This is a genomic window from Frankia sp. CeCAU1 (assembly GCF_977971845.1).
Genome location: NZ_CDWWXA010000008.1, coordinates 3,237 through 20,393 on the forward strand (window position 1 = coordinate 3,237; position 17,157 = coordinate 20,393).

General features: G+C 69.2%; 15 protein-coding genes. 5 read left to right on the forward strand and 10 right to left on the reverse strand.

Features of this window, described 5'->3' with window-relative positions; all coding sequences use genetic code 11:
- Nucleotides 1-35 precede the first annotated feature (35 nt).
- Together AC08OO_RS02870 and AC08OO_RS02875 are read right to left on the reverse strand one after the other, a co-directional pair.
- The gene (locus tag AC08OO_RS02870; RefSeq protein ID WP_011434504.1) at nt 36-464 is read right to left on the reverse strand and encodes an organic hydroperoxide resistance protein; all 429 of its coding nucleotides are present in this window, start codon (nt 462-464) and stop codon (nt 36-38) included.
- Between the two features lie 897 nt (nt 465-1,361).
- A complete protein-coding gene (locus tag AC08OO_RS02875; protein ID WP_476610493.1) occupies nt 1,362-2,570 on the reverse strand; it encodes a lipase family protein in 1,209 nt (402 codons plus the stop codon).
- Nucleotides 2,571-3,174: 604 nt separating this feature from the next.
- Between AC08OO_RS02875 and AC08OO_RS02880 the strand changes: the two genes are divergently transcribed.
- Nucleotides 3,175-3,981 (forward strand): DedA family protein, encoded by an 807-nt coding sequence (locus AC08OO_RS02880; protein WP_476610494.1) that lies wholly within the window; start codon nt 3,175-3,177, stop codon nt 3,979-3,981.
- Nucleotides 3,982-4,422: 441 nt separating this feature from the next.
- On the opposite strand, the gene AC08OO_RS02885 is transcribed toward AC08OO_RS02880, so the two are convergent.
- On the reverse strand, nt 4,423-4,761 hold the full coding sequence (locus AC08OO_RS02885) for a P-II family nitrogen regulator (RefSeq protein WP_476606975.1): 339 nt from the start codon (nt 4,759-4,761) through the stop codon (nt 4,423-4,425).
- A gap of 146 nt (nt 4,762-4,907) precedes the next feature.
- On the opposite strand from AC08OO_RS02885, the gene AC08OO_RS02890 reads away from it, so the two are divergent.
- Nucleotides 4,908-5,450, forward strand: a complete 543-nt coding sequence (locus AC08OO_RS02890; protein WP_011434509.1) for a YbhB/YbcL family Raf kinase inhibitor-like protein — start codon at nt 4,908-4,910, stop codon at nt 5,448-5,450.
- A 71-nt stretch (nt 5,451-5,521) separates the two neighbouring features.
- Here the strand turns inward: AC08OO_RS02890 and AC08OO_RS02895 are convergent, their stop codons facing one another.
- From AC08OO_RS02895 to AC08OO_RS02920, 6 genes are all read right to left on the reverse strand, one after another.
- The gene (locus AC08OO_RS02895; protein ID WP_476610495.1) at nt 5,522-7,582 is read right to left on the reverse strand and encodes a conjugal transfer protein TraC; all 2,061 of its coding nucleotides are present in this window, start codon (nt 7,580-7,582) and stop codon (nt 5,522-5,524) included.
- Nucleotides 7,579-9,081, reverse strand: a complete 1,503-nt coding sequence (locus AC08OO_RS02900) for an SCO6880 family protein (protein WP_023840582.1) — start codon at nt 9,079-9,081, stop codon at nt 7,579-7,581. The genes AC08OO_RS02895 and AC08OO_RS02900 overlap by 4 nt, the downstream gene beginning before the upstream one ends.
- 54 nt (nt 9,082-9,135) lie before the next feature.
- Nucleotides 9,136-10,518, reverse strand: coding sequence for a TrbL/VirB6 family protein (locus tag AC08OO_RS02905; RefSeq protein WP_476610496.1), 1,383 nt, complete (start codon nt 10,516-10,518; stop codon nt 9,136-9,138).
- Complete coding sequence (locus tag AC08OO_RS02910) at nt 10,515-11,297, reverse strand: DUF8175 domain-containg protein (protein ID WP_476610497.1); 783 nt, start codon at nt 11,295-11,297, stop codon at nt 10,515-10,517. The genes AC08OO_RS02905 and AC08OO_RS02910 overlap by 4 nt, the downstream gene beginning before the upstream one ends.
- A 69-nt stretch (nt 11,298-11,366) precedes the next feature.
- Nucleotides 11,367-11,783, reverse strand: a complete 417-nt coding sequence (locus AC08OO_RS02915) for a DUF6112 family protein (protein ID WP_011434514.1) — start codon at nt 11,781-11,783, stop codon at nt 11,367-11,369.
- A complete protein-coding gene (locus tag AC08OO_RS02920) occupies nt 11,780-13,009 on the reverse strand; it encodes a MinD/ParA family ATP-binding protein (protein ID WP_476610498.1) in 1,230 nt (409 codons plus the stop codon). Before AC08OO_RS02920 ends, AC08OO_RS02915 begins: the two co-directional genes overlap by 4 nt.
- 1,510 nt (nt 13,010-14,519) lie before the next feature.
- On the opposite strand from AC08OO_RS02920, the gene AC08OO_RS02925 reads away from it, so the two are divergent.
- Genes AC08OO_RS02925 through AC08OO_RS02935 form a run of 3 tightly spaced genes read left to right on the forward strand, consistent with a single transcriptional unit; the run spans nt 14,520 to nt 16,635 of the window.
- Nucleotides 14,520-14,963 (forward strand): helix-turn-helix domain-containing protein, encoded by a 444-nt coding sequence (locus AC08OO_RS02925; protein ID WP_476610499.1) that lies wholly within the window; start codon nt 14,520-14,522, stop codon nt 14,961-14,963.
- A 40-nt stretch (nt 14,964-15,003) separates the two neighbouring features.
- A complete protein-coding gene (locus AC08OO_RS02930) occupies nt 15,004-15,633 on the forward strand; it encodes a hypothetical protein (protein ID WP_476610500.1) in 630 nt (209 codons plus the stop codon).
- A gap of 6 nt (nt 15,634-15,639) precedes the next feature.
- On the forward strand, nt 15,640-16,635 hold the full coding sequence (locus AC08OO_RS02935) for a C40 family peptidase (protein WP_476610501.1): 996 nt from the start codon (nt 15,640-15,642) through the stop codon (nt 16,633-16,635).
- Nucleotides 16,636-16,680: 45 nt separating this feature from the next.
- Here the strand turns inward: AC08OO_RS02935 and AC08OO_RS02940 are convergent, their stop codons facing one another.
- Nucleotides 16,681-16,839 carry a hypothetical protein gene (locus tag AC08OO_RS02940; protein ID WP_023840589.1) on the reverse strand — a complete coding sequence of 53 codons (159 nt, stop codon included), beginning with the start codon at nt 16,837-16,839 and terminating at the stop codon, nt 16,681-16,683.
- Nucleotides 16,840-17,157: the final 318 nt, after the last annotated feature.

Genomic DNA, 17,157 nt, shown 5'->3' on the forward strand with positions numbered 1-17,157 from the left:
CGCGCGGGGATCTTCCGGTGAGCAGGGGAGCCGGGTCAGTCGCTCTCGACGAGGACCACCTCGGAGGGGATGTTGCCCCGGGTGGCCACGGAGTATGGGCACAGGGCGTGCGCGGCCTCCAGAATCTCCTGGGCGCTCGCCCGCTCGATGCCGGGGATCTGTGCCTCGATCCGCGTGCTCAGCCCCAGGCTGCCGTTGTCGTTCCTGATCAGCCCGACGGTCACGGAGACCGCCGAGTCCTTAATATCGATCTTCTTCCCGCGCGCGATGGCCTTGAGCGCGCCATGGAAGCACGCCGCGTAACCGGTGGCGAACAACTGTTCCGGGTTCGTGCCCGGTCCGTCGTCACCACCGAGGCCCTTCGGGGCGGAGAGCTGGAGGTCGACCCGGTTGTCGCTGGACACCACCCGTCCGTCGCGTCCACCCCAGGCGGTCGAGGTGGCGGAGTAGATCGTGTTCGCCATGGTTGCCTCCGTGCATCAGGTGTTGCCGAAGCTCCGGAGAGCCTGTGACATTTATGCAACCAAACTGGTGCCCTAAAAACTTCGCGGCCCACACCTTCGATTCCCGCCTAGCCTGAGCGGACGGCGGAGGAGAAGACCGGCGAGCTCGACCGACCGCGACGGGGACGGCCCCGGGATACGACGATCGACACTCGCGTGATCTCCGCCGCAGTCGCCGAGTTGGCCGAGCACGGCGTCGGCGGGTTTCGCGGGTTCCACCGGTCCTGCACGCTGCCCTCCGATGGCTGCCCTCCCATGGGCAGCGTGCGGGCGATATCTCCAGGCGGTACGGGATTCCCAGGCGGTACGGGGCCGTGCTCAGGTGACGATGCCCCACCCGGGCAAGAGCGATATGAGCTGACGATCAACCAGCTCGGGCAGGGTCCATCGGCTTTGGCCGCCCGTGCCCACGCTGCCCGTCTCCGGACGATGGTTGACGGTTCTGCCGGTCACCTGGCCTGGTGCTGGTGGCCGGATTGCCCCTTCGCCGTTGATGGGCACGGTGGGGACGGTCAGTGGAAGGTCGAGGGACGGTCGGTCGACGGTGCTCCACACAGCCCGGGGTGGGAGAACGACGGCGGTTTCGTCGGTCACCGTCGTGGGTGCTGGTGAGCGGATTCATCGCTTATCGCCTCGGGGCAGTGCGACCCGAGCGGGCTCTGCACCGCGCCCGCGGACTTATCCACAGGGTGGGTGCGTCGCCATGGGCAGCGGGCGGCGACGTTTTCCACATCAGCTACCCGATCAGCTACCGGATCAGCCACCTGACGGTCCCCACAGATGGGCAGGGTGTGCTCGGGCGCACGGTTGTCCACAGGCCCTGCCGTGAGCCGGGCCCTGCCGTGAGCCGGGGACGGGTTATCCGAACCGAGCCGCGCGCATCTCGCAGATGTCGGTGACCGGCGGCGGGTGCGGGGCGAAGCGCTGCGCGACCCAGGCGGTGAGGTCGGCCATCGATGCGCCGAGGACGGTGCCGTGGTCCGCGTCGGGGTAACGCCGGTAGTCCACGGTCGTGCCCTTCCGGCACAGCCCGGTGACCACGCTGTCGGTCACCGGGCGTCGGATCACCAGGTCGAGGTCGCCCTGGAGAACGAGGGTCGGAGCCATCTTCCGCAGGGCCACCTCTCGTTGCCGGGCGAATCCGGCTGCGAATGGCTGATGATCCAGTGGATTGACGGTAAAGGCGGTGTTGACGGACGTACCGATGCTTGCCCTGATGAGGTCGGTGGCGCAGCGGTCGCGGGCGATCGACAGCAGTCGCCGGCCGGTCGGGGTGAGTACCCGGTCCAGGTTGATCGTCCGGTCCTCGACGGACAGCCCGATCATCGCCAGCAGGACATAGGCGACCCCGTCGGCATTGTGCTGCAAGGTGGCGAGGGATGCCGGCAGGTCGGCCAGGGGAGCGGTTGCGACGACTCCCCGGATCCGTAGCTCGGGTGCGTAGGCGGCGGCAATCGCTCCGGCGGCCAACACCGCCTGGCCGCCCTGCGAATAGCCCCAGAGGACGACGTCGCGACCGGCACCGGTTGCCTTGAGGGCGGCGGCGGCGCGCGCCGCGTCAAGCACGGCCCTGCCCTCCGGCTCGGCAACATAGATCGCGTGTTCGCCGGGACTCCCCAGCCCCGGATAGTCTGTGAGGGCCACGACATAACCGGCCCGGACGAGCGGAAAAGTCGAGGCGGCGGCGATCAGCGCGGGTCGTGCCGCCGACGGTGCACAGGAATCCTTGAGGCCCGTGGTGCCATGCCCGAACGCGACGATTCTTCGGCCGCCCGGCGGAACCGGAACGTTCTCCTCCGGGGCCAGGATTATCCCGGACACCGGAATGTCGACGCCCGACGTCGCGTGGGATCGGTACATCACCCGCCACGCCCGGATGCCGGTCGGGGCCGGCGCGACCACCTGACTGGACAGAATTTCCCCGCGGGTTCCCGGTGGTAACGATGCACCTCGCTCATCGGGTCCGCCGGCACTGATTGCGGGGGATGATCCGTCGTTGCCATCCCGTTTTCCGCAGGCCGCGAGGGGCAGCAGCCCGAGCAGGAGCCCGAGCAGAAGCAGGACCATGAGCAGCGGGGTACGGACCGGGCGGGAAGGGCATCGGTGCGCCCCGACAGGGGTGGCCCCCGCAGCCGGTCGTGTCGGTCTCCCCGACCGCGCTGACCGCGCTGACCGCATCGGCCGGGAGCGCGGGGGCCGTGGCGTTAACGCATCCGGCCAGGCCGGCGGATCACTCGGATCACTCGGATCACTCGGGACAACAGGCCGCTGATCCTGGCTTGGCCGCCGATAACGCACGAATTAAGCCTAATGAGGCACATCCGGCCATCGACGTCGGCGGTCCACCTGGGCCGGCCAGATCTTGACTGGCGGCGGATCGCTGCACTGGACAATTTGGGAACCCATGATCGGGCACCTATGGTGGGGAACCTATGAGGGACGTACCGAGCGCACCCGGGCATGCCGCAACCTGCCGGGACGCGCCCGGGACATGCCTGGGACGTGCCCGGGACGCCGGGGAGCCACTCTTGCGGGTGCCCGGTGGGAGACGGGAGAGCGCTCGATACCCTTACGGTGTCCTCGGGCGGGTGCGGTGGCGGTCCCTCGACGGTTGCCGCGGTCTCACGGACGTGTCCAACCCGTCGTCAAAGCCTGTCGGAGGCCCGCGATAGTGAATGCATTCGCGTCGAACACCCTCGCTCTCGGCCCTGGCGTCCTCAGCGCGGACAGCTTGGCCAAAGCGGGCCTGGCTGTCGTTCTGCTGATCGTCTTCGCGGAGTCCGGTCTACTGGTCGGGTTCTTCCTCCCGGGTGACTCCGTGCTGTTCACCGTGGGTATGCTGATCGCCCGCGACGAGCTTTCCACCCCGCTTCCGGTGGCGGCTGTCCTGATCGGGCTCGCCGCGGTGGCTGGCGACCAGGTTGGCTACCTAATTGGTCGAAGAGTTGGTCCGGCGTTGTTCCGACGCCCCGACTCGCGGCTGTTCAAACAGGAGTACGTCGAGCAGGCACACGAGTTCTTCGAGAAGTACGGGCCGCGGTCCATCATCCTGGCGCGGTTTGTTCCCGTGGTCCGCACCTTCACTCCGGTTATCGCCGGCGTGAGCCGGATGAACTACCGCCTCTTCATCACCTACAACATCGTGGGCGGGGTGGTCTGGGGTTGCGGCATCACGGTTCTGGGTTTCTACCTCGGCAAGATAGACTTTGTACGGAACAACATTGAGCCGATGTTGATTCTGATTGTCGTCGTCTCGGTGCTTCCCATTGCTTTCGAATTTCTCCGGGCCCGCCGTAGGAAGCGGGCCGGGAACGGTACCGTGCGGGAGGGCTCCGCTGGATTCGGCGGGAGTGCCCCGGTCGCCGACGAGGCTGAGACCTTCGCGGTACGGCCACGCCGCAGCGGCGGGCGTCACTCGGTCGCCCATCAACGTCAGACCCCGGGACTGACCGAGGCTGATCGAGACGACCGAGGCTGATCGAGACGACCGAGGCCGATCGGGATACCCCGATGGTCATCGTGGCCGCGCGAACGGTTACCTGTGATGCGGGCCAAGTCGCGAGGACAGGTCCCGGCGGGCTCCGCACCGATACGGGGGGAGTCGGCGAGACGCCCGCCGGGACCCGTCAACCGTATCGGGTCAACGGGTCATTGTCGCCTCTCCTCGTCACCCAAAGGTGGGAACAGTCGCTGGTCGCACACCGAAAGCATCGTTTGTATGACGATCGTCTCACTATTGATGGGTGGTGCCGTGGCCTTGGGGACCATCGAGCGATCGCGGCAATCGAGCTGGTCACGGTCGGTGCAGTCTGCTGGTCACCGTCACCGCAGCCGGGTGACCGCCGCCGGACTCGCAAGGCGTCCGGACTCGCAAGGCGTCCGGACTCGCAAGGCGTCCGGACTCGCAAGGCGTCCGGACTCACAAGGCGTCCGGCCCGCGTTCCCCCGTGCGGACGCGGGCGATGGCGTCGACGGGAAGGACCCAGATCTTGCCGGCTCCGCTGGCCGCCGATCCGCCCGATCTCAGGATCACCTCGATGACGTCCTCGACGTCGCAGTCCGCGACGACGCACTCGACCCGCACGGCGCTCACCGACTCATCGTGGAAGGTCTGCCCGCGATACGTCTGGGTACGCCACAGTTCGATGCCGAATCCGGTCACCTGGCTGACCGTCATACCCTGAATACCGAAGGTCTCAAGGGCGGTGCGTACGTCATCGATGCGATGTGGACGCAGGATGGCGGTGACCAGTCTCACCGGGACCTCACCAGGTTGTCTGGAACCGCATGCCGACGGCCCGGCGCACCTTCGGGATGAGGTTTCATCGCGGAGAAGCGTAGAGCCGGCAAGCGACGGTTCCGTCTCGGGAATGTCATCGAATGGCGTAACGGAAGGAATGGTAGATGTCCCTGCTCGACCGCGGTACACCCCCCGACCCGTTCGACGTGCTGCCCGCCAAACCGCTGTTCACCGTGACCAGTACGGACCTCGTCGACGGTGGAGTCGTTCCGTCCGATCAGGTGCACACCAGCGCCGGGGGCGCCGACATCTCCCCACAGCTGGCCTGGTCCGGTCAGCCCGCCGAGACCAGGAGCTTCGTCGTCACCTGCTACGACCCGGACGCGCCCACCGGCAGCGGATTCTGGCACTGGGTCCTGGTGGACATCCCCGCGGCGGCGACCGAACTTCCTCGCGGCGCGGGCAGCGGCGACTTCACCGGCCTGCCCGCCGGCGCGTATCACGTGCGCAGCGACTGGGGCTCCAAGGCGTATGGCGGGGCCGCGCCGCCGCAGGGCGACGTACCGCACCGGTACATCTTCACCGTCCACGCGGTCGACGTGCCGAAACTAGAGATCAACGACGAGGTCTCACCGGCCGTCGTTGGCTTCAACCTCACCTTCCACACTCTCGCCCGGGCCGTGCTGCGGGTGACCTTCCAACGCTGACGCGGGGCCGCCCTGCCGGCGCGGCGAGATCCCCGGGGATCGTCCCTGGGGATCCCCGTCCCCGGGGATCGTCAGCCGGTGGAGCTGGGACTGGGCTCCACGGGCGGGTAGCCGAACCCGCCCGTGAGGTCGGCGGCCCGTGGGACGGCCGGCCCGCCGGCGAGCTCCCGGTCGCCGAGGAGTTCGTCGGCCATCCGGCGCAGCCGGCCGGGACCGAGATCCGGCGGGTCCAGCTCGGCCGGATCCAGATCGTCGGGGGTCAGGTTGGTGTCGTCGACCTCGCCGTGCATCTTCGAGCCGTTGAGCACCACGGGGATCTCCAGGTCGCCGACGACGTGCTCGACGTAGAAGGCGCGGGCGCCGATCAGCCACAGGGCGTAGCCCGGGTCGAGCCTGGGGAGCAGGTCGGCGGCGACGTCGGTGAGCCCGAGCGCGGCCTGCGTGTCGGCGATCTGATCGGACGCCTGCTTGTAGAGGATCCGGATCGCGGTTTCGGCGAGCAGGCCTTTGGCGATCTCCACCGAGTCCGGCGAGGCGGACAGCAGGTCGGAGATGCGGTGGGCGACGATCGCGTTCGCGCATCCCCACTGTCGGGCGAGCTTCTGCTGGGCGGACAGCCGGCGGACGAGGCCGGCGAACCGCATCAGCCGCCAGCACTCGTCGTAGACGACGTAGCGCTGCACGCCGTCCTGGCGCATGAGTGCCGCTTCCATCCACGCCTGCGCGCAGGTCATGATCAGAGCGATCATCTCATCGCTGCCCTGGACCCGCTCCAGGTTCAGCACGGCGATCGGACGGTCGAAGTCCAGGGGAGAGGTGGTCGGCCCGTCGAACAGACCGCCCAGCGCGCCGTGTGTGAGCCGGCGCAGGGTCAGCGTGGCATCCCGGGAGGCGTCGCGCAGCTCGGTCGCGGTCATCGGGAGGTTGACACAGTCCTCCTCGGTTGGATCCGTCATCGCCTCCAGCACGTGCGGCAGGATCGGGGTTGCCCACCGGTCCGGGGACGCCCCGGTGATCTGCCGGGTCACGACGTCGAGAGCCAGGTCGACCGCGGTGTGCTCGGCCGGGGTGAGCGGCACCCCCTTCGCCGTCTCGATCAGGGACGACAGCAGCGCCGAACGAGCCCGCTTCACCTCACGGGCCCAGTCCTCGTCGGCGATGCCCATCGGACGGGGTGGGGCGTCGAGCGGGTTCAGCCGGGTGGCCATGCCGGGCCCGATGTAGGTGGGCTCACAGCCGAGGCGCCGAGCCAGCCGCGTGTACTCGCCCTTCGGGTCACAGGGTACGGCGGCCTGGTAGCCGAACGCCGCCCCTCGCGAGATCAGCGTCTTCAGCAGCGCCGACTTGCGGGAGCCGACCGCGCCGAACACGGCGAAGTTCGGATTCTCGATGACCTGCTGGCGGTACAGCTCGAAGACGTCGAAGTCGAACGAGTTCCCCGACCAGACGTGCCGACCGATGTACATGCCGGGCGCGGCCAGGCCGGAGTCGACGACGAACGGGTAGATGCCGGCGATCTGCGCCGTCGTCTCCATGTGCGCGGGAAGCCGCAGCTTGTGGAACGTCCGCCCGCCGAACGGCCCGAACAGCCGTGGCGGCTGTGCGCCCCGGCGCAGGGCTATCTGGGCCCGGCGCATCGCAGCCTTCTCGGTGGCCGCCGCGGCCCGTTCCGCGCGCCGGCTGCGCCGGGGGGGCTCCGCGGATAGGCGTCCCTCGCGCCGCCGCCGCGGACCGCCGCCGAGGTCCACATAGCCCTCGGCATCGCGTCCCGGGTCGTGGGAGGTGGCCTCGTAGTCCGCCGCCTCGTAGCCGTCGGGGTCGTAACCGGTCTCGTCGTAGCTGGGCGGGTCGTCGAAGTCGCCGTCGTCGAAGTCGCCGTCGGGGCCGCCGGGGCTGCTGTCGGCGCGCTCGGGGTGACCGGCCACGGCTTCACCGGCTGGATAGCCGGCCGGCACGTAACCGCCCACCGCATGGCCGTTGGCCGCATAGCCGTTACTCAGCTGGCCATTGCCTGGCTGGCCATTGCCTGGCTGGCCATGGCTCGTGTTGCTGCTACCCGGATAGCCGCCGGTCGGGTAGCCGGTCGGGACCGGGTACCCGCGCGCCGAGGCGTCGTCGTGTGCTGAGCTCACGAAACCCCCACCGCCAACGGTAGCGCTCCGACGCTGAAGCCCTGATCCTGCTCGCCGACGAGACGCACCATCTCCAACCGGCTGCGTGAGGCCAGCGTTTCGGCCTCACCGCAGGCGTCGGCGAGCCCGTCGAGGTCGTCGGCGGAGACCGTGACGAAGCCGTGGAAGCGGAAGGCGCCGAATCCGGCGATCAGCTCCTGCTCGCGGCGTTCGACCTCGTCGGCCTCGGCCACGTCGCGCTGGGTGGTGACCTTCCCGACCTTGTCCCGCATCTGCTGTTCACCGAGGTGCGCCATCCGCCGTCGGTTCACCGCCTTCTCCGCCTTCCGTCCGGGCAGCGGCTCGACCATCAGTGAAACCGTCCGCCGACAGGTCGTCTCCATCAGCAGCGGAGCGAGGAACGCGGCGGGGGAGGGCACACGCGGCCAGCCATTGATCCAGTACGTCGTGTGGAAGCCAGAGTCGGTGCGGTAGTGGTCCCAGGCGGTGACGGCCCGGACCGGGCCTGCGACCGCCGGGTCGATGCCGGACGCCAACCCCTTCAGGCCCCCGGCGAGGTCCGTACTCGCACCACCCCGCGCGTCAATCATCTCGATCGAGTACGGATCGTAGGTGGTGCGGATGACCGCGGCGAGCGCCCGTGGCGGCAGCCATCCGACCGTGTTGATGGACGCACGGGCGAGAGCCGCCTCCATCGTGCGCAGTTCGCCGAGCAGGACGGCGCAGGCCGCCTGGTCACCGCCCCCGGCCCGCTGGATCGCGCGCCGGGCGTCCCTGGTCCGAAGCTGGAACGAGAGGTAGGTCTCGTGTCGCTGCGCCACCGGACCCGCCGCGTCGATGACCTGCTGGTAGGCGTCGGCGGCCCAGGAGTCGTCGTGATGCCCGCGGACCCGCCAGTGCCGCTGAAGCTGGTCGCCGGAGTCGGGCAGCGTGCGTTCCAACCACTGGATGCGCGACAGTTTGCCGCCCCCGGCGGTCAGCCCGGCCAGCAGTTCCCCCCAGGCGTCCACCCTGGCCTGCTGGTCACCGGACTCCAGCAGGGCGAACTGGCTACCCTGCACCTGCAGGACGGCGGTGTAGGTCTGCTGCTTGGCATCCTTTACCACCGCCACGTACCGGCCGCCGCCGACCGGTACGGACAACATCACCAGCGACGACAGCGGCCCCGGGAGGACCGTTCGGCTGAGCTGGTCCTCCCCGGCGCCCAGCCGGAAGAACGCGCCACGGAACACCGTTTCGCCCGTCACCTTCTGCATCGTGAAGCCGAAGAGGATCGGCACCCACTGGTCGAGATTACGATCCTCCACCCGGACGAACGCAACAAACAGGAGCGTTACTCCCACCAGTACCCAGAGTGGGATGAACAGGAGCGGAGAGCGAAGTGCCCCGAGCACACACAGCATCACGCCGATCATCAGGCCGAGCTGCGGCCAGCGCATGCCCAGCATGACTCCGCCGCGTTCCAGCGGTCCGAAGCGGTAACTGCGTTCCGCGATCATCGCTACCTCGCTACCTCGCTACCTCGCCACCTCGCTACCTCGCCACTCAACTACTCACGTGCCGCCGGTGCGGGACGGCGGCACCGCCGCCGTCATCTTCGGAGGCCGGGACGCCGGCGGGGGCACGGGTACCCGCCTCGTGCCCTGACCGGTCCCGCGTGCCCCGCCCGTGACGGAACCCGGGCGCATCGTCCTCGTGGCGCCGACCGGCCTGGAATTGCTGCCGACCGTGACCGTCGCCCTGGTGGGGGTGGCGGCTCTTGCCGGTTGCCGGGTACTGCCACCGCCGGCCCGGGGCCGGCCGGCCGTCGAGCCGCGCACCGCGGCCGTGGCGGCACCCGTCCGGGATGACGTGCCCGCCGGAGCGCCGAGGCCGCTGCCACGACCGGTCCGTAGCCCGGCTGGCCGGGGCAGCGCGGGCTCGCCACCGACGCCACCGACGTCGCCGAGCATGCCGCGGTTGCGGGTCTGCAGCCGTGCGCCGATTCCGCGGAAAGTCTCCCGCGACGTCGATCCCAGCAACGCACCCGCCCCTTGGCCGAACGACGCCGCACTGCGCCGACCTGCCGAACCGACGGCGCGCATCAGGTGGATGTCGGCGAATCCCATCAGATGCAGCAGGACGAAGGGAGCGAACACCGCCGCAATCATCACCACGGCCCCGCCGAGGATCGTCAGTGTCTGATCGACTGTGGAGCCGCTCGAGTCGCTTGCCACACCGGCACCGAGTGTGAAAATCGCGTAAATAACCGGCTTCGCGAAAATCAGCGCCAAGAGGATCTCGGTCGCCCGCTTGATCCAGGCGCTCGTGGACATCGTCGGCTGCCCGGCCAGATACACCGGGATGAACACCGCCATCACGATGATCGCGACCTTGCGGATGTACAGCACCACGAAGAGCGCAAACGAGAACAACGCCACCAGCAGCGACAGCACGATGTCGAGTGCGAAGTTCCCCTGCTCCGGTAGGGCCCGCAGCTGGGTTACCAGGGCCGAGCCGAGTGGCTTCCCGTCACCGAAGGCGTCGGCGATCCCGTCCGAGGCGGTGAGCACCATCTGTAGCAGGGTGAGTGCGACGAACGAGCCGAGGATCGCGGTGCCGGTGGAGGCGAGCGCGCGTGCGAAGATGTGAGGATCACCGCGCACGGCGCCCATGATGCAGGCGCAGATGAACAGGCCGGTGACGATCAGGACCGCCACCCCAAACGCGATGTTGTAGTTCTGGACGACGTAGTCGGCATTCAGGTTGATGGTCGTCTTCTGCGCCGCGAAGCTGAATACGGAGCTGGACAGGTCCGCCGCCATGCCGCAGAAGGCCTTGCCCGTCGAGTTGAAGTACGCATCCGCACTCCCCGCTATCGCATCCTTGATAGCACCGAGTGGATTGGGGTTGAAGGCCAGGATAATACTGCCTTCGCCTGTACCGCCGGACGTCATGAGACCGCTCCGATCAGAAGGAAACTCCGAAATTCCTCGGACCTCTGCTCAACGGGATCAGGACCATCCGGGCCATCGACGGCGTCAGAAAGTTTCCAATCTGTGCCATTCCAGCTCACCGTACAGAGGTCGGTTCCCCAGAAGTTGCGAGGCTTGTAGTTCGGCGATCCACCAATTATTCCGGCACTTGCATTGGACCAGATATATACTTTTGCCTCGTTGGGATTAAATTTTTCAATCTTATATCCGAGGGTTCGATAAATCAATTGAAAGTTCGGGGAATCTATGGATGTAACCCCGAAATTTTTTGCTGTCCTATTATTGACATCGATAAGAAGTTGGCTGAGCCGATTGGCGGTCGAGGGGTCTGCTATTGATTTAAAAATTTGCTTGAGGCGCGTGGGCTCGCGATTGATAGTTTTTCCGTATGCAGAAACGTAGTTGGCGCAGGCGCTGACGGCGCCGGCTTCGGTGTGGGGGTAGCCGACCGGGATACCGAACTCGTTGATCCGGGTGGGGACACCGGGGACTGAGGTGGGGTCGGCGGTGTTGGCCGGTTGGCTGGACGGTTTCGGCGAGGGGACCAGCGTCGGCGTCACTCCGGGCGGGGTAGCGCTCGGAGAAGTCTGCGGCGCGACGGACGCGGTATCCGGGCCATTCGAACCATTGTCTGGAACCACGTAACGGCCGATGACCAATCCGCCGATCACACTCACCGTGCCAGTGGTCACGATGATGATGATCAGGCGTCTGGCCGCCCACTCCACAAGACTTACCAACGCCCACTCCCCTCACAAGACGGCACGGTCATCATCGCAATGTCCGCCCGCTGGTATCCGGGGAACAGGTCAGAAGAGCGTTGACGATGGGTCATGGACCACGCCGGGGTCAACGGCAACGGTGAGCTCGACGGCGGGTTGACGCTGGCCAGCCGGGTTAGGGTCGGGTGCGGTGGCCGTTGCACCGGTGGCAAGGAAGAAGTTGACGAAGGCTGCCGCGGCACCGACGAGGAATGCGAGACCGAAGCCCGCGATCACACCGCTCTTGCCGACCATCGACGCGCGCTCGAGGCCCATCCGCTCGCCGAGTGCCCATGCGATACCACCCAGTAGCACAGCGGCGACCGCAGCGATCACCGCATAGGCTGCCAGGCCGTTGACCAGGTCTTTCAGAGCATTGATGCCAGGCGCCTTGGAGTCATCCGGTTTGACCTGTACCTCAGCGAGGACAACGGTCGCCTTGACGGCGGCGGCGTCCAGGATCATCTCGGTTCCTTTCCCACAGGCGGGGGGCCGCCCGGCCGATCCGGTCCGGCGATCCTTGTGGGTGCCGTTGGTGACCGTAGGTCGCCAAATGATACGCCCTGCGCCGCAGGGTGATCCTCGGTAGCCGCTCGTGGGCCGCCGGAAGCGCCAGAATCTGCACGGGCGGTGACCGCTTCCACGGCGCCGCCGGCCGCAGCCCCCGGCTGATCGACAGCGCCCGCAGCGGCCGTGGCCTCGGCTTTCGCGAGAGTGAACAGGGCTTCCACGGCGGCCGCGGCCAGCTGGAGGTAGGCGCGGCGAGTACGTCGGCGTAGTCGAGGAATCCGCACCGGAGTATGCCTGCTGGGGTCGAGCCGGGCGTCGTACGGGATTCGGATCAGCGTGTCGACCTGCCGCCCGAGCCGGGCCGCCGCCGCGCGGGTCCGGGGCGAGGGACGGCCCCGGCGCGGCGCAATCATGGCTGCCACGATCATCGGCCCGCCGTGTCTGGCTGAGCCACCACCCGCCGCGTCCCGCAACGTACGCAGTCCGGTGAGTGTCGCCTCCAGATCGGCGGCGGTCGCGAGTGTGACGAGGATGATGAGGTCCGCGGCCTGGACCGCCGCAGGCGTCAGCGGTGCCTTGGCCGGCGCGTCGACCAGCACCAGTGGATAGGAATGCGCGAGCAGGCCGAGCACGGACCGCAGTCCGGTCGGGGCGACGGTGTCGTCCGCGGGGACGACGGCGGCCGCCTCGTCGCCGGAACCGCCGCCGCCGTGCCGGTCGGATCCTCCGCCAACACCGCGTCGCACGGGAAGCACGTCGAGGTCCCTGGTGCTGCCTGCGGGACGACCGCTGATCATCAGAGGTAGATCGGTCACCGTACTGTCGGAGGCTTGCCGGCGGGCGACGTCGGCGACCGTCGTCGTTCCGGCCGCGCCGACCCGGATCGCGAGCGGATCACCGCGTGGTTCGTCCTCGTCCTCGTCCTCGTCCTCGGTGCCGGCGCCCACAGGCGACGATGGCGCCGCCCCGGGAGACTCCCCCGGCCAGAGATCGACCGCGAGGACCGGCTGCGCCCGCACCCCGGCGAGGGTCAGCCCGACGACCCCGGCAAGGGTGGTGGTCCCGGAGTAGGGGAACAGCGAGGTCACCGCGATCCGCCACGAACCGGGCAACGGGATACGGGCCCGGTCGCGCAGAGAGAGCCGTACCGGGATCTCTTCCCATGGCTCGAGATCGCGCACGCCGGCCCACGGCTCCTGCCACGGCCACAGCCGACCGTCCGACGACGGCCGGCGACGCGAGACAGTCTGGCTGCCTGCCGCCGCGGCCTCGGGGGTGGATCGAGACGCCGGGGCCGGCTGCGGCTGCGGTTGCGCGGGGGGGAGCACTGGAGCCGTCGGCTGCTTCGTGTCCGCGGCTGGCGCGGCCGGCGCGGCCGGCGTGTAGCGGGCGACCGGCGGTGCGACCGGCACCGCGCAGACGTGGCCCGGGACGGACGATTCGGAGGGGACCGGATCGTCCGTGGGAGGGGCCTGCGCATCCCCGGGGCCGGTTACCTCGATCGGGCCGGTCGCGGCTGGCCGGCCGGCCGCGGTGGATGGAACGGGTGCCGTCGGCGGATCGGTCGGGCCGCTGATCGGCGCCGCATCCGTCGGCGCAGCCGGTGTCGGCCGCGGAGGCTGCGGACGGCGGGGCGCGGAGGCACGCGGCGGCCGGACGCGTGGCCCGTTCGGGGCAGGCAATGGCCCGGTCGGGTGTGGTGGTATCGCAGTTGGGTCGACACCGGCACCAGGACTCGCGGCCGGGCTGACGCCTCGGCCTGACGCGCTGCCACCCGGCGCGCTGCCACCCGGCGCGCTGCCACCCGAAGCGGTGTCCACCTCCCGCGAGGATTCCACCGCGCCCGGGGGGATCGGGGTCGAACCGCGGGGATCTGCCGGCCGGGCTGGACGGCGGGAGGGATCAGCCTGGTTACGGGGCGGAATCGCCGACGGGCGGCCGGCGCGCCGGGCAGCGGCGCCGCGGGTGCGTCGGGAGCTGGTGTCCGCGCCCGTGGTCGCCCGGCCCGGCCCGGCGCCGGGTGCCACGGTCCTGGCACCCGGCACCGATGGCGGTGTGTCGTCGGACGTGTTTGTACGGTCCGCACCCGAACGGGCCGCCGATGTCGCATCATCGAGGTGGAATGCCTCGCTCTGCCACGCTTCGTCGAGTGGCTGCGGCGAGCCCGTCCCGCCCCGCCGTCGATGCCGTCGGCGCCCGGATCGTGAATGGGGAGGTGACTCTACGTCTTCGGTGCCTGCTGCTTCGTCCCGTACATACTGATCGTCTCGTATGTACTGATCGTTCCGGATGGGCGGACCGTCGGGAGGGGAGACCGACGAGGGGATGCGGGCACCAATGAGCGAAACGGGCCGCGCGTCGCCTTCCTCACCGTACGGTGCCTGTGGCACATCGCTCACGCGCCGTCGACCTCCCGGCCTTCTAAGGTTAGCTAGTGCCAGTTAAGGTTACTTACTGTTATCTGCGCTCGGCTGCGGTCGGATCGATGTAACACGAGTCATTCGAGTATGACAAGCTCTGGTCGAAGCTACCCATCATGGGTGGGTCGGTGTACCTTCCGGAACCGGAGATGTGCCGTCCGGATTGAGGGGACGAACCGGCGGACGGTTGGCTGTGATCCGCGACGTGGCGGGCTGGGGGCGGCCTGGACGACACGGCACCGTGCGTGCGGCAGATGGGAAAGGAGCGTCGGTGGCGCAGGACGGCTTCTCGATGGCGACGCCTCGGCCATCCCAGCGCTCCGGCGCACCGCAGGGGGTGACGCCCGCGAAATCCCCGGTCGGCTCGGCCCCGGCCCGGTCTGCTCCGGCGGCATCCGGCCGGGTCCGTACGGCCTCGGCCCGCTCGACCGGCATGTCACCGACCGTCGCATCCCGCAGCACACCGGCGCCCGCCGCCGCGGCGCCTCCGCTCGCGCCCCCTCCGCTCGCGCCGACGTCGGCCGGTGGCGTGCCGTCCCGACCCTCCGACGACGACGAAGTGCTCACCGTTGACGAACTGGTCGCCTGGTTGCGGTTGTCGGAGAGCACCGTCCTCAAGCTGCTTTCGGAACGGGCCATCCCGGCTCGCAAGGTCGGTCACCAGTGGCGGGTGCGTCGGGGGCGGGTACGGGACTGGCTGGACGGTCGGGAATGAGCGCTCTCATCCCGGTGCCGCCTCGCTCCGGCCGGCCGCGGTGAGGCCCCGCCCCTGGCTGGCCGTCGGGCTGCTGCTCACCGTGGTCACCGTGGCCGGATGCGGCGTGTCGGGTAGTACTGCCGATCCGTCTCCCGCCCCGTCCGCCACCACGGGGCCACCGCCCGGGGCGAGTCAGGCGCCGGGTCCGCCGCTGGCCACCGCGTCCGCGCCACCCACCGGCGAGGTGGACCGGAAGGACCCGGCGGCGGTAGCCGCCGACTGCTTCACACGCTGGCAGTCCTTCGACGCCCGGACGGACCCCGGCCCGGCAGCCGGTGTCGAGCGGGCCCGCGACTGCCTGACCGAGGACTTCGCGGCCAGCCTGGGCGCCGGGGGGTCCGGAACCGCTGCCGGCGGGGACGGTCAGGCGTGGCAGGAGGTGCGCGCCGCGGGCACCCACTCGCGGGTGACCGTGCTGGCGACCACGCCCCTGGGCGGGATCGACACGACGGCCACCGGTCGGGTGGTGCTTCAGCTGAACGTGCGCCGCGAGACGGCGGCGGGCGCCGCCGCCCCGGTGGTTACACTGTCCACCCCCGCGCTCACCCTCCTGCGCCAGACCGACGGGACGTGGCGGGTCGCCGGTGCGGATCTGTCGAGCGTCGCCGGTGACGCACCGGGCCGGTGAGGCGTGATGGCCCGCGGCTTCACCCGTAAGCGTTCCCGCTGGCTGGTCTGGACGGGGGCGGGCATGGCCCTCGTCGTCGGCGGCATCGTCATGCTGGTCGCCGTCCTCATTCTGATCATCGCCGGTCCCTTCATCCAGGATCAGGGCGGGGGTAACCGGACCATCAGGAACTCCGACGGCATCCCGGCCGAGTACCTGCAGACGATCATTGATGCGGCGAACGCGGCCGGGTGCGCCGAGGTGACTCCCGCCCTGCTGGCCGCCCAGTTACATCAGGAGTCGGGTTTCAACCCGCGGGCCCGGTCACCCGTGGGCGCGATGGGGATCGCCCAGTTCATGCCCGGGACGTGGGCCTCCCACGGGCAGGGCGATGTGTGGAACCCGGCCGACGCGATCCCCGCGGCGGCCCGGTACGACTGCGCGGTGGCGGCCTCGGTCGCCTCCGTGTCCGGCGCGGCCCAGGAGAAGATGCTGGCCGCGTACAACGCGGGAGCGGGCGCGGTGCTCGCCTTCGCCGGTATTCCGCCGTACACCGAGACGCGTAACTACGTCCGCACGATCCTCGCGCAGGCACAGGTGTACGGTGACGCCTTGGAGCTCGGCGTCGACATCCCCGCAGGTTCGGTCGCCCCGATGGTCGCCTTCATGCGGTCGCAGATCGGCAAGCCCTACGTCTGGGGTGCGACCGGTCCCGACGCCTGGGACTGCTCGTCGCTGGTCCGGGAGGCGTATCGCCGTATCGGCATCGAGCTCCCCCGCGTGACGACCGACCAGCTGCGGTTCGGCCCGCAGGTCGCGGGCGTCGATCCGCAGCCGGGGGACTTACTGTTCATCCCGGGCACCGACGGCACCGCCGAGGCGCCGGGCCATGTCGGGATGTACATCGGCGACGGCCGGGTCATCGCGGCCAAGGGAGCGCGGTGGGGGGTCGTCGAATCCGACATCTCGGACTGGAGTGGGACCGTGGCCGTGACCAGGCCGCTGGCTAGGCAGCGTTCCTGACCCGGATTTCCTGCTCCGGGCACTCCGGGTGCGCCGTTGCTCCGCTCAGGTAGCCGCCTGGGACACGAAGGTGGACAGTCCGTCGGCCACGCCACCGAGCGCACCGACGGCGCTGTGCACCACATCGGCGGCGTTACCCGGTGCTGTCACCGCGAAGAACAGGGCGAACAGCCCGACGCCATACGGCCAGAAGATTTTTTTCATCGAGGACCTCACAGAAAACCCAGTCGACACGGCCAGACGGACACCAACGTCGGTGCGCTACCGACAGCATGTGTGTACTCACCTTGAGTAGTCGCTGCAAGATGAATCGCCGGAGCGGCGAGTGAACTGCGCGGTGGCGGGGCCGGGGGACAGCGGATGGACAGGGATCTGACCATAGGTGGGCAGTAGGCAACGGATGGGTGAACGGATCTAATAGTGCATGCCACCCCGGGTCGGTTGACTTCGATTCCCGGCGCGGGGTGGCTGTCCGGGGCAATGGCCGGCCTGGCCGGGGAAGCTCCCGCCGGAGCCGCCGGA